Below are 12,904 nucleotides of genomic sequence, written 5' to 3'. Positions count from 1 at the left end.
GGGTCATGTTTAGTTCGTTGATAGCGCTGCTCCCCGAAGCGACACAGATGCGTTTCGCGCGCTGGCGCTTCCAGAGCGTGCGCGAGACGTTCTACAAGGAAACGCGCCTCGATATCGAGAAGAAGGGCCTGCGCGACGTCGAAACGCTGCGCGAGCGGCTCGAGACGTATGAAAACCGCAACCGGAAGCGCAACCGCATCGTGTGGAAAGTCTTTGCGAAGGTGCGGGAGCGGCTGGTGAAGGGCGACTCATTCTCGGCCGCAATCAAGCCGTTCATACCTGGTGACGAGTACACGCTCTTCGATATTGCTGACGAGTCGACGCAGAAGGACGCAGTGGTGCGGGGATTCGAGCTTGCCGAGATGGCGGCGTTCGCCAAGCGCACTCTGTCGTCACAGACCGCGCTACAGGTTGCTTACCCGACGTTTCTGCTTGTCTACCTGTACGGCTTTTGCATGATGTTCGGCGGCATGATCTATCCGCAGGTCGTGGAGATCAAGCCGCTCGAGCAGTGGCCTGATGCCGGGCGGCTGCTGTACCACATCGACACATTCGCCTACGACTACTGGTGGTTATCCACGTCGGTCGTCGTCGGAACCATAGCAGCCTACTTCTACAGCCTGAAGCGCTGGGTCGGGCCGCTGCGCATCCGGTTCGACGGCTTCCCATTGATGTGGCGCAACCGGCGCGACATGCGCGCAGCGCTGTTGATTGTGTCGCTCGCTGGCCTGTTCGATTCAAACCTGACGTTGCGCGCGGCGATCAACCGAGTCGCCCATACGGCCGATCCATGGATGCGGTGGCATCTGACGACGATGAACAAGCGCCTCACGCAGCGACCCGATCAGCCAATGCGTGCCCTTGACACGGGCATCTTCTCGGAAATGATCGTAGACACGATCACCGATGCCGCCGGTCGGGATCAGTTTGAAGCGGCGATCAAATCGCTCGGACGCGATTCGCTTGGCAGAGTCGTCGAAGCGGTGAAGCGCAATGCGCGAATGACTCACTACGTGCTTCTTGGATTTGCTGTAGTCGTTTTCCTGACGATCGGAGTGGGCTCGTACGTCGTCACGGGAGCGGTAAACATGAGTGGTGGCATTCCGGTAGCAGGCGCGCAGTAAGCGCTCAACCAGCAGTCATATCTAGGCACGCTGATAAGGCGTGATCTTCGGGAGAAATCTGATGCAACAAAAAAACACCAACGCTGTCCGTCGTTTGAGTCTTCTTCGGATGGGCCGACGAAAAAAGCAGTCAGGTGAACTGTCGCTGATCGAGGCGGGGGCATACATGGCGGGCGCTGCGCTGCTGGCCATAGCGGTCATTAAAGGCAGCACCTATGTCTACACGCTGATCAAGTCCTCTGAGTTCACCAGCGAAGCGCAGATGTTTCGCACCGGCATCCTCAATGCGACGCAGAACGATGCTGACTTTTCTGCTGAGACCCTAACTACGTTGGCGACGAACAGGGCGTTCGACTCGGCCGGAACGCGTCTGGCTAGCGACAAGTCGTCGCTGAAAGGGATCTTCAATCAGGCCGTCACTGTCAGTGTCGGAACACTCAGCACCGCGAACGACTCTCTTATTCTTAGCTATCAGGTGCCTGCCGCCGTATGTGCAATGAGCGTTGCCGCGTTGACCAACACGTTCTCGCAGGTCGGTGCGAACAGCACGACGCTCTCGGGGCCGACCACAACTTTCAGCAGCACAACGGCGGGCACTGCGTGCGCCTCTGCGGGGGCGTACGCGACGCTTCAGCTTTACACGTCGCGCACGTAACGGGACGATAGGACCATGGGCAGCCTGCTCGAAATGATGTTCGTCCTTTTGGGCTCAGCAATCCTGACAGTGCAGGGCATCAAGCTGGACATTGAGCATCAGCGCGCGACGATGCTGGCGCTGGAAGGCCAGAATGAAGCGACGTTGGTGACCGCGTTTCAGGGGTACATCACTGACAACTTTGGGACGATCCTGACGCAGTACACCGCGTCAGGTAATAACGCGACCATCACGCCTCCGACGATCGCTCAGCTCGTAGCGGCGGGCAGTCTCAAACAGGCACACAAAAACGGGCCGTCTTGGGGTGGTGCGTACGTCACAACGATGACCATGGTGCCATCAGGCTGCACGCAGACAGCGGGGAACTGCCACGTCGCCTTCACGATGTATCCGACCACGCAACTGCTCAAGGGCGGGAAGCCGGACGTCGCTGGTGCTGCGCAGATCGCCCTGGCCGGTTCGAAGCTGGCGGGCACGAGCCAGTTTGGCTATTCGAACGCACAGAGCCCAGCGCAGATCACGGGCATCAACGGGTCATTCACGGCAAGCAACCCGCTCGGATCGAAAGCTGCGTCGATCATGGCGACCAACGGACCTGCGACGGACGGGAACTCGGTCTACATCCGGCGCGACGGTAGCCTGACCTGGAGCGGCGATCAGAACGTGAACGGTGTATCGCTGCACAACGTCCAGAATCTGGACGCCACGGGCACGATCAGCACAGGCGGTTTAACCGTTTCTGGCTCATCGAGTCTCGGCACGGCGACGGCCACCACGCTTAACACTACGGGAAATACCACGGTCGGCGGAACGCTCACAGTTGCGCGTACGATCCAGGCCGGGGCCATAGGTGCGCCGCGTGCGTCCTGTAGTCCATTGGGTGCGCAAGCATCGAATAGCGACGGGCGCGGGCAGGCGCTTTCCTGCCAGAACTTGAATGACGGCGCGGGTCCGATCTGGATGCCGGTCGGCGGTCCTACGCAAACCTATAACTTTTATCAGGTTTGGAATGGTTCGGTGGTGCCGTCCCCGTCATGCTTCGCCGGGGGCTATCCGCAAATGCGATTGGTGCCGCAGACTTTCCGGGTCGATACGACTGCGGCGGTGAATTTCGCTGGCCCTGGTTCGGGACCGTGGACGATTTCGATCACAAACGGTTCGGGTTCAGGTACGTCAAATGTGGATGGAGGCGCTATCGGTACGGGGGAAGTTGAAACCTACTGCTCGTACTAAATATCGGTTGAACGGTGAGAAAAATATTTAATTTTTTGATCCTCTGTGTGGGTCTCCTTGCTGGAACTCACGCATGGGCACAGCGCGAGCATTGCTCGTATGGTTTTCAGGACTCATCTTGCGGGCCAACAATCTCGACTTCGGCGCAGACGCCTCCGCAGTGCTCTACTGGCCCAGGTTGGACGACTGGTGCGGCGGCGCTTTGGCAGGGCTCGCACTTCTCGTCGCCGCAGTGTAATTACCAAGCGCCTCCGCAGTGTCCGAGCGGATGGCAGGAAATGTCTGGCCCGTCATGGACTGGCTCATCGTGGGTCGGTCTGTCATGCCAACCGCCGCCACCGACGCAGGGTACTTGTCAGTACGGATTTCTGAGCGGTCCAACGTGGAATGGCAGTACGTGGATTTATAGCTGCAACGCGCCTCCGCCTCCGGTTTCTTCCGATCCCAAGGCCCACTGCAAAGCTAACGCTGCCGCGGCTGGATACAGTGTCCCTGCCGGTTTGACTGCGACGTTGACGAAGATTGGCAGCTACACGCAGGTCGCGATGTGCTACGTCAACGGTCCTTACTATGCGGGCGGTGGACCTAGCGGGGGCACTCAGTACGAGTATGCGTGCTTCTTCGACAATGCAACTGGCAATCAGTACATGGCCGATCGGACGATGGTGTGGTCCTTCTGCCAAGGGTATTCCGGTAACTGAGGTTGCAGCGTCGGCAATAGAAAAAAGCGCCCGGAGAGGCGCTTTTTCTAATCTTGGTTCGGTCCTTTTGCCAAGGGTATTCCGGTAACTGAGGTTGCAGCGTCGGCAGTAAAAAAGCGCCCGGAGAGGCGCTTTTTCTAATAAGTTTCGAAAATTTGGAGATTCATCGCGATGAAAGAGTTTTTGAAGTTACTAATCCTGTGTATGGGTCTCTGCATCGGTAGTCACGCATGGGCACAGGCGCAACGTACGCACTGCGCGTACGGCTTTCAGGACTCATCTTGCGGCACCAAGATCGCGACTGCGGCGCAATCGCCTCCCGCGTGTTCTACTGGGCCAGGATGGACGACGATTGCAGGAGCGCGCTGGCAAGGTTCTCATTACTCGTCGCCGCAATGCAATTACCAGGCACCGCCGAGTTGCCCTGCCGGTTGGGCGGTGTTGTCTGGTCCGGCGTGGAACGGTAGTTCGTGGGGCGGTCTCTCATGCCAACCGCCGCCACCGACGCAGGGTACTTGTCAGTACGGACTTCTGAGCGGCCCAACGTGGAACGGGAGTGGATGGATATACACCTGTAACGCACCGCCCGCGCCTACGGTAACGTGTGCAAGTGAAGCGCAGGCGCAGGGATATACGTTAACGAATGGTTATGGCAGACAGGGCCCCTTCACCGGATACTATACAAATTTCGATGGCTCGTATGGTCATGGCACCTACTACCAGCAACAGTATGGTGCCACGGGGCCCGTCTGGACCGACACTTGCGGCACGTCTGGCAACACATACATTCTGTACTGTCCTGTCAGTCCAACGGACGGAAGCGCGATGGGACAACTCACGGGAAATACAACGTCGCCGGGGCCTGCGGCTTGTGGCGGGCCAAATTAAACCTGACCTAGATAGGCTGTAGGAGAAAAGGGGTGCAGCCTTTGCGGGTTGCACCCCTTCTTTTTTGGAGCGTGTCAAAAACGATCTTCGGAAATAAAAAACCGCCAGTGTGATGCTGGCGGTTTTCGATCAAGGGCCGCGTGAGCCCTTTGCGATGGCGTTAGCCGACGATATTCCCGGTGGTGAACGTGAACGGCCTCGTGAAAGCAGTGCCGTTCACCGTGCCCGACACGTTCACCGTGTACGTGGTGTTCGGAGCCAAAGGCGTTGCCGGATAAGCGACCGCTGCATACGGCTGCGTCAGCTTGTTCGGATCGTTGGCCGAATCGATCAATTGCAGGTTGATGATATTGCCGGACGGGTCCGTCATCGTGCCCGAAGTCAGTAAAAGCGTATCGGTCGCGTTGCCCATGACAATAACCGGCGTGCCCCACGGACCCGAAGTATTGGGCGGCGTCGGGGATTCCGAAACAGCCTTGTACGGAACGCCGGTCGTGCCTTGGCACGGGAACGTAATGGGTCCGCTCGTGGTGAGTTGCTGCATTTCAGTGTTCAGCAGGCTCATCGAGCCCCACACTTCCGGCGAACCGTTGAACGCGGTCTCATACTCACCGATGCCAATCGTCTTAACCGGCGTCAAGATGGCCTGCGAGTGATACACGGTCGAAATCCATTCGTTCACCAACGTCTGGCCGTATTCCGCCTCGGAAAGATTCGACGTGGTGTAGTAGGCCGCGCTCACGCCTGCGCCCACGACGCCGGTAGACGGAAATCCGAAATGCACGGCACGATCAAGGTAGCTCACGCCGGTAAAGCCTTGCTGACCAGCCGTTTCGTTGTCGGCCACCGTGTTGTTCAATCCTTCCCACATCGCATGCGCTTGCGCAGCTTGATCGAGAACCGTGTTTTGCTGTACTGCCGGGAAACCGCATTGCTGACGGTAGGCGTTCACCTGATTAAACATCGCAAGCGTGACGCTGTCCGCTGCGTATTGCGGGGTGGGTTGAGTGCCCGTTACCGGAGAGCTGGCCGAACTCGGAGCGCTGGCCGAACCCGGAGCGCTCGCGGGTGTGCCCGCAGCCGGCGAGCTACTTCCACCACCGCCGCCACCGCATGCAGCGACGAGGATAGCAGCCGCAACTGCGGCGGAAGTCAGTGTAAGAGTGCTTTTGATGGTCATTTTTCTGGCCCTAGTCGTTAGTGCAGTCGCCCCCGCGATCTGCTTACTTTCATCTTATCGAGCGCAATCCAAAGTCAAGGCAGCGTCGGCCGCAACCGTCGGAAAGCGTGAATGCTTACCGCAAATTTCGCGTGCGCAGGCATTGTAAAGAGCGGTAAGCCATTGCGGCGAGAGTGTCGTTGCGTAGGCGCAACCGTTTGCTACCGCCGTCCGGAGCGGTTCCTTCGCCGGTTTATGCGTATTGCAATAAAAAGCGCGGCGAGCAGAGTGCCGGCGACCGCTGGCTGCTGTTTTCCAACCGTCGCGAGCATCAATGAGCCTCCCCAGGACAGCGCGAGAAAGAACACAAGGTGCTTGAATGCCTTGCTGTCCAGCACGCGCAGAATCCGACCGCCCGATCGCGCGCACTGCTTCGCATACTGCTCGTTGGATTTTTCGAGGTCGAACGTCTCAGGCGTCGCCTGCCGGTCCGCTCTGTAATGCCGCTCGTACTGATTGAAGCGTGCGTCGCCGCGGCCTCTGAGCCAGGCCGCGACGCTGTCGCCAAAGAGATAAGCGAAGTCCTGCATATCAGTGCATCACGTCCGAGCAGAACTCCACCGCGCCAATCACGCCCGAGATGCATTGGCCGTCGGCTTCGGCGTGGAACTCGCCAGTCTCAATGTCGCGCCAGCCGAACTGGACCCGGCCATCGTGAGAAAAGACCACCAATCCGATTTGAACAGCGAAATCCTGATGCATGGCCCGACCTCCGTTATTGTGATTGCTTGCGCTTGCCCACCTGACTCTTTGGCGCGAGAAGGTAATTGCAACCGGGGCAGCTAAAGTCCTTCGCGAGCTCGATCTTGCCTTCGCCGTTGGACAGGACGTAGTCGGTGCCACAGGCCCGGCACGGCGCCATCGTGAGGCGAGAGTCCATGGCCATCGAACGCGTCAGGTAGTTGGCGCGGTCTGCGGTAATCACAAGGTTCCTGCCGAACATCTTCGCCATGACGTCATTTGCAGCTATCAGCGCCTGCGGAATGTTCGCCTTGTTTTCGAGGCCGTTGCGGTAGAGCCAGACATAGACCGAAGCCTGGAGTCGATGAACGGCTGTCTCGATGAACCACGTCAGGGAACTCGCCCGACACCCGCAAGGTGAACTAATGCCGTGGATCTCGCGGTACAAAGCGCGCGCCTTGTTCTGGTTAAGGCCAAACAGGTCGATCGCCGTCGCTGAGCGGCAACCTTGAGCCATCATCAGCCGGGCGAAATCTTCACGCTGGCTTCGCTCAAGCCGAAGGTCGGTCCACAAATGCTTGTACGGGAGCGATCCTGCCCTTACTGGCGAGGTGGCCATGATGTAATGAGCAACGGTTTCCTCGGTCAGCCAACCAGCGCTGTATTCGAGCCAGAAGTTCTGATCGTGGAATCGCCATTGGAAAAGCGGAAAGCTGATGGAGCCAACCGCTTTTTCGAGCCGTGCCATTGGCACCTGCTTCAGGTAAGCAGCCATTTCGGTCGAGATGCCTAGCAGCGGCACGGCGACGATGCTCATGTGCAGCACGTCTTTCAGCAGCTGCACGTACGACAGGTTGTAGTGGTAGACGTCACGGCTGGTGACCTGGTCTAGCTTGGGCATCGCCGCGATGAGGCTTTCTACTTTGGGCGAGTACATTACTCCGTCGACAAAGCTTTCCCAGTCTCGCGGATCGTCGAGGACCGGTGAGAGCGCGAGGAACGGCATGTTCATCAGGGTGGCCTTTGCCCCGATGTGTTCATCGAATGTCGCGACGTTTTCGAGCGAAAGCGAAAACACGGATTGCATCCGGCCGTTCGCGCCGATCGAACGGCGCATGAAGTCCGTCAGAGCGAAATTGCCGCGCTGCACTTTCTCCGTCAACCAATCGGAGAGAAGAAGGTTTTGCGGCTCACTATGGCCGTAGAGACTAACTTTAAGCATTTTTTCTTTTCGTACTCTATGCGAGCGGCATGAGCCGCTCAACCCCGTTAACAGCGTCTTAGCCTTGCGTGCGCTGCAGAGCTGCCTCGATTTCCGACACGTACTTGCGCATCGTCGCGGCGATCGCTTCAAGTGTCGAATTGAATTCGGTTGGGTCAGCCGACGCCTGGACCGCCAGTTGCACGGTTGCCATCTTTGCTGCAATCGATGCCCACGACGTGGTGAGGTCTGCTACAGCGTTTTTGACCGCAATACGAGCATCGAGCGCGGCCTGGCTTTCACGCAGGCTGGCCTCGAGTTCCGCCTTCCGCGCGTCCAGCAACTGTTTTTCCCTCAATTTTTCGTCCAACTGGCTCGAGAGACCGTCCAGCGCTTCTTTGAGCGACGTGTACGATGGGGGCAGCGTTTCAACCGGAACTTCGACTCGCTCTACCTTTGGGGGAGCGCTTTCCAGCGCCATAAACTTGTCAGCCAGCTCCTTGTACTCTTTGTTCTTGTCGGCCAACGCCTTCTCAAGGGCCGGATATCCGGCTGAGTTCTTGGCGAGCATCTCGGAGAGAGTGGCTATGCTCTTCTCCTGTTCGAGGATCGCCCGTTCGTGGTCGGCAATCGTGTGCTTCAGATGGCCGTTTTCCCGCGCGCTCTGATCGAGGGCCAGCTTGCTGTCAGCGAGCAAACCTTCGATGTTGGCCACGTGAGTTTCTTTATCCGCAATCTCTTCTTCTTTCAGCCGGAGCGCTTTTACGAGCTTCGCGACGTCCTCGCGGGACATATCTGGCGTCGCCTGCTTCTGCTTAACGACAGCTTCGATCTGCTCATCGGTTACGTCATCTGCGGCCAGTATCCGTAGCTCACCAAAGCTGAACATCTGCACAGCTTCGGCTTTGTCCGCGAACTTCATATGGCAGCGCATGTAGTTGTAAGCAGAAGCCCGCGTCAGCTTCATGGCCCGTTCGAAGAAAGCAAAGCACAGTTGCGCGCCTCGTCTCTGGCTCTTTGGGGTGTCACCTACCAGGCCGGTGTGATGGTTGATCGCCATCGTCATCATTTGCTGGAGGTGTCCGCCCAGAATGATCAGTTCTGAGACGACCTTCTCGCGCGACTCGGAGACGGCCATCATGTGTTCGACGAGGTTGGCCACCAGTTCGGTGGTCTCTGCGCCGCCGCCGAATACGTCACGTGCCGCAGTCGCGATCTTGTCGCGGGTAGCAGCTTTCGGGTCCTGCATGCTGAAAACTAATTCGTCCAGCGGGTCGAAGGGCACCATTTGCCCAGCGTTAGCGTCTGTCGGAGGCAGTGAGCCCTTGGTTACGAACCCCGGCACCAGCCCGCGCCCATTGGGCCGGCGATCGGGACTGGACGTCTTGCCATTTTGCATTCTTCTCTCCAGAAGTTAATAGGAACGACCACCCTGGTTGTCGTCGTCAGATTGAGCAGATTGCTCGTGAGACTGGACGGCGCAAATGTCGCGCTGTCACTTAATGGTTTGCGCTTGGACGGTTGTCGCTGTTGCCGCCTCTTGGCAGTTGCCGGAACGCCGAAGAGCCGTCGCTGGTCTGCTCCAATAGCGATTTCAAGCGCCCCTGAATGCTTCCCGCGTCATCGTTGCGTTTCCGGATTTGGCGCGCACCATAGCGGCGATATGCTCCGCGGTGACATGTTTGGCCAAAAGAATCCTGAGTTCCGAGAAGGTGAAAACGCTCATCGCTTCTGGGTTGTCGCCGAACCTTTGATAGCAGCGGATGTAATAGCGCGCAGATCCTTGCGATATCCCCAACGAACGCTGAGCAAAGCGGAAAAAGACAGCCGTCCCTTCGCGTCGGCTGGCCGTCGTGTCACCACAATTCTTGGTGTAACGATTGATGGCGATCGCCATCATGTCGTGGAGCGCTTTGCCAAGGCGCAATAATTCCTGGGCGCGGGTCAGGGGCGGGGGCGGTTCTGCGGCGCTGCGTTCAGATGCCCCAGCAAGGTTCTCGAACAGATCGTCGTTTTCCTTTTCATCCGTAGCCATGCGATGACCCCCGTTTAAACCGTCAAATTTGTAAGAGAGAGTAACGCTCTAGATCGAGCTTCAACCCCCGAAAGGCGCTCATTTCATACCGTCTTTCGCCAAAGCGCCGCGATTCTGTGGCTCGTAAGAAAGCCTTAAGAAGAGTTATCGGTTCCATTTCTGAAACATTTAGTGACAAGTTGGAGTACTTACACTATTGCTTGTGCACCATGTAAAAATTACCGCGCTACGCGGATTCGGTGCGCCTCCATCGCGGCGGCTGATGTATCGACCAGAAGGGCCAACGCGGCGGTCGCCTTCCTCACGTCCACGGGTGGCATGCCGCCGTAGCTGTCGCGTCTCGCGCGCAGCCAGTGCGAAAGGTCGCCGAGAGAAAGAAGGTCCGAATGCAGCGCCGGGCTGAGGTGTGCATCCTCAGAGACAAGCAGCCCTGCGCCGGCGACGGGCCACAGTGAGGGAAGGCGGCTGCGGAAAAACGCAACCTTTGTCCGGTTCTGTTCGAGCGGCGATCGACGGTCCTGGGCGTTCCCGTCGCTATCTGTCCTCGTCAGAAATCCGGGGACCGACGCGGGACTGATATAGCCCGACCAGTTTTTCGTCTCGAACACAAAAATGCCGAACGGGGTGACGGCGAGGTGATCAATCTCCGCGGTGGGGAAGTCGGTGCCAGGCGCGTGCTCGATGATGATCGGACCGTTGAAGAGAGAATAGTCGGCGCCGCAGAGAGCTGTCAGGCCGTCGCGCAACTTGGCCTGCGCTTTGGCTTCGCCTGCCTCGCCGAGCGCCGCGCTGCGGTCCTTGGGCTTATGCCGGAACAGGTCGCCAATCGACGGACGTTTCTTGCGTGTGAGTAGTTTCCATGCGGCGACGCCCAGAAGGATCTCGAAAAACATTGCTGCCCCAATGCGTTGTTGATGGGACCAGCTTGACACGTCCTCAGCGAAGTCAAGGAAGCGAAAGACGTCGAATTCGCGGTGCAACGCGAAAGCGCACATGTTTTTTGGAGCTTTACCCCCGCTGAGTCGCGAGGCGATGCGTAAAGTGATTCCTATCCCCGCGTCTTCGACGCATCGAACTGAGTTTTTGGCCCTTTCTGTACCTGCGGCCGACCTCTATCCATCTGTTCACTTCCGCCGATAGCTGCTTTTGTCACGACTCAACAGAGCCGTGAGGAAAGCGTCTCTCCGCGCGCCCGATTTCCCTGCTCGAATGAGCATCGAAACGGTCCAGTGCCTTCCAGCCTGGACATCCCCTAGTGCGTTAATTTTTCTGGAGGGAAAAATGCCGAAGCTGTTCTTGATGAAGGCGACGAGTTCGCCAATGTGGTTCTTTGCTGCGTGCTTCGGCCTTTGGTTTGCGATGCACTCGTTTTTCGCCGCTCTTTTCGTCGGTTTCGTTGCTTACCAGTGGGTCAAAGCATCCATTCGCAAGACGATGAAAGACGAAAAAGAATCGAGCGACAAAAGTTCAGCAACGCCGGCGACTGCCCAGCCTCAGGCTGAAGCAGTCCCGACGGCATCTGTAACCCCTATCAAACGACAGTACGCCAAGTCGCCTGTCGTTGTTCCGCTTAAAACCGGCACCGACGAATAGTCGGCTCGCCACTGACCGCAAAGACGCCCTCTGGGGCGTCTTTGCAACTTCACCCCAACGGGAACCGACCCGTTGCGGGCATGGGTTCCCGTTCACCGGAGATAACCCATGGAAACCGAAATCACGGCATGGCAACTCGATATGTTTGGCGGGGAATTGCCAATCCTTGCCAGTCCACCTCTCAAGCCTGAGCCGCTTCCCGATCCGAAGTTCTGGAGCGAAGCGGTGCGCGAAAAAATGGTCGACGCGCTTGTCGGCCTCGCCACTGACAGTCGTCGCGGCGACAACATGCCTGAGTCGCTGATGGATTGCTGCACGCTCCTGAGCGACAGGCTTCGCAACCGCAAAAAGCTTGAACTCGACGACTACCGGGCAACGCTCGGCTGGGTGATGGAGTTCTGGGACGGCGCTCTGCCGTACCGATACGTTTGCCTCATCAACGGCGTCGACCCCGAGATCCTGCAGGACGTCATCGTCAGTAACCCGCTGCTGAAGCGCGACATGGAAGACGTTCGTCGCAGCTGCTTCGGCTCCTTGCTGTAGGAGAGCCGAAAATGACAACAACGACATTCAGCAAAGTCCTGGGCGGCATCTTCGGCATTGGCGAGCCGGTATCACCGCCGGCAACTCCCGCGCCAGTAGTAGTAGGGCAAGGGGGGCGCAACGAGCGTCAGCTGGTGATCGCTGGTGAAGCCCGGCTTTTTCGCGATGAGGGCGACGTGGTGGTGCAGTTTCGCCCGGCCTTCGATTACGAATTGCGTGACACGCCGGTCGGCATGAAGCTGGTCCCGTCACTCGAACCTCACTGGGCCGTCGTTAGCGAACATCCCGGCCCGCTAAGGGACGCGATCGCTGCGGCGATCATGGCAGCCGCTCCGCCAGTTACCCGGGAGCGTGAGGTCGCGGACACAGAGCGTCCCCGTGCACGCGCGCAGGTCAAGCCAGCTACCGCACCGGTCGTGATCGAGAATGCGGCACCGGCGTTGGCATCGCCAACGAAAGCGCCAGGCACGCATCGCACGGAACGTTCGCATTACGGCGTCGTAACCGAGTGGGGTGAGCGCGAGTTCCCGGATGGCAAGCGACCCGGCAAGACCTATGAGTCGTTCTGCCTGACCCTGGAGCACCGTGGACAGACCCGCGTGTTGCAGGGCGAAGGCCTGCGTGACGCGATCGCGGAGACGCACTGCCGCATTGGAGATCGCGTCGAAGTCCGGCGACTTGGCAAGACGAAGGTGCCCGCAGTAAATACGCGCGGGGAGCCTATTCTTGATCCGACAGGCGCTCAAGTCCTGTGGGACAAGTGGCTGTGGTCTATCAAGAAGAAGTCTTGATCGCCGTTCAGCACGTGTGATCCCGAACCTCCTCACCTTTGTTCCTGTAACGGCTCACCTTTTCGCTGCCTTGACCGTCCCTTACGGGGCGGCAGGGCGCGAAGGGTGAGTTTTCCCTCCTCGCACTTTCCGTAATCCCAACCGGCAGCGCCGTCCTTGCTGAGAAAAGCCGTTTCGCGTGCCTCACGCGTGACAGACGGCTTTTCTGAGCAACGGTTTCACCGCCTGTAAAGGCATCGA

The 12,904-nt window shown here is 58.4% G+C and carries 13 protein-coding genes; 6 read left to right on the top strand and 7 right to left on the bottom strand.

The window, feature by feature from the left end:
* Window positions 1-5: 5 nt before the first annotated feature.
* From OKW43_RS33055 to OKW43_RS33045, 3 genes are all read left to right on the top strand, one after another.
* Window positions 6-1,124, top strand: coding sequence for a type II secretion system protein (locus OKW43_RS33055; RefSeq protein WP_429452419.1), 1,119 nt, complete (start codon window positions 6-8; stop codon window positions 1,122-1,124).
* A gap of 61 nt (window positions 1,125-1,185) precedes the next feature.
* Window positions 1,186-1,779, top strand: a complete 594-nt coding sequence (locus OKW43_RS33050; protein ID WP_429452417.1) for a hypothetical protein — start codon at window positions 1,186-1,188, stop codon at window positions 1,777-1,779.
* A gap of 15 nt (window positions 1,780-1,794) precedes the next feature.
* Window positions 1,795-3,012, top strand: coding sequence for a hypothetical protein (locus OKW43_RS33045; RefSeq protein ID WP_429452415.1), 1,218 nt, complete (start codon window positions 1,795-1,797; stop codon window positions 3,010-3,012).
* A 1,749-nt stretch (window positions 3,013-4,761) separates the two neighbouring features.
* Here OKW43_RS33045 and OKW43_RS33040 read toward each other — a convergent pair.
* The 7 genes from OKW43_RS33040 to OKW43_RS33010 form a co-directional block, all read right to left on the bottom strand.
* On the bottom strand, window positions 4,762-5,565 hold the full coding sequence (locus OKW43_RS33040) for a CAP domain-containing protein (RefSeq protein ID WP_429452413.1): 804 nt from the start codon (window positions 5,563-5,565) through the stop codon (window positions 4,762-4,764).
* 416 nt (window positions 5,566-5,981) lie between these two features.
* On the bottom strand, window positions 5,982-6,350 hold the full coding sequence (locus OKW43_RS33035) for a hypothetical protein (RefSeq protein WP_429452411.1): 369 nt from the start codon (window positions 6,348-6,350) through the stop codon (window positions 5,982-5,984).
* A gap of 1 nt (window position 6,351) precedes the next feature.
* Entirely contained in the window at window positions 6,352-6,522 is a 171-nt protein-coding gene (locus tag OKW43_RS33030) for a hypothetical protein (protein WP_167455805.1), read from the bottom strand.
* A gap of 13 nt (window positions 6,523-6,535) precedes the next feature.
* Window positions 6,536-7,723: a FlhC family transcriptional regulator gene (locus OKW43_RS33025; RefSeq protein ID WP_429452409.1), complete on the bottom strand. Its 1,188-nt coding sequence runs from the start codon at window positions 7,721-7,723 to the stop codon at window positions 6,536-6,538.
* 58 nt (window positions 7,724-7,781) lie between these two features.
* Window positions 7,782-9,101 carry a hypothetical protein gene (locus tag OKW43_RS33020; protein WP_429452408.1) on the bottom strand — a complete coding sequence of 440 codons (1,320 nt, stop codon included), beginning with the start codon at window positions 9,099-9,101 and terminating at the stop codon, window positions 7,782-7,784.
* A gap of 195 nt (window positions 9,102-9,296) precedes the next feature.
* Window positions 9,297-9,737 carry a hypothetical protein gene (locus OKW43_RS33015; RefSeq protein WP_429452406.1) on the bottom strand — a complete coding sequence of 147 codons (441 nt, stop codon included), beginning with the start codon at window positions 9,735-9,737 and terminating at the stop codon, window positions 9,297-9,299.
* Window positions 9,738-9,955: 218 nt separating this feature from the next.
* Complete coding sequence (locus tag OKW43_RS33010; RefSeq protein ID WP_429452404.1) at window positions 9,956-10,630, bottom strand: nuclease-related domain-containing protein; 675 nt, start codon at window positions 10,628-10,630, stop codon at window positions 9,956-9,958.
* A 388-nt stretch (window positions 10,631-11,018) separates the two neighbouring features.
* On the opposite strand from OKW43_RS33010, the gene OKW43_RS33005 reads away from it, so the two are divergent.
* The 3 genes from OKW43_RS33005 (at window position 11,019) to OKW43_RS32995 (ending at window position 12,664) form a co-directional block, all read left to right on the top strand.
* A complete protein-coding gene (locus tag OKW43_RS33005; protein WP_429452402.1) occupies window positions 11,019-11,330 on the top strand; it encodes a hypothetical protein in 312 nt (103 codons plus the stop codon).
* A 108-nt stretch (window positions 11,331-11,438) separates the two neighbouring features.
* Window positions 11,439-11,873, top strand: coding sequence for a hypothetical protein (locus tag OKW43_RS33000; RefSeq protein WP_131317212.1), 435 nt, complete (start codon window positions 11,439-11,441; stop codon window positions 11,871-11,873).
* Window positions 11,874-11,884: 11 nt separating this feature from the next.
* Window positions 11,885-12,664 (top strand): hypothetical protein, encoded by a 780-nt coding sequence (locus OKW43_RS32995; protein WP_429452400.1) that lies wholly within the window; start codon window positions 11,885-11,887, stop codon window positions 12,662-12,664.
* Window positions 12,665-12,904 lie beyond the last annotated feature (240 nt).

Origin of the sequence: Paraburkholderia sp. WC7.3g (genome assembly GCF_050436345.1) — a bacterium.
Classification (GTDB): domain Bacteria; phylum Pseudomonadota; class Gammaproteobacteria; order Burkholderiales; family Burkholderiaceae; genus Paraburkholderia; species Paraburkholderia podalyriae.
This window is presented reverse-complemented; position numbering and strand designations above follow the sequence as displayed.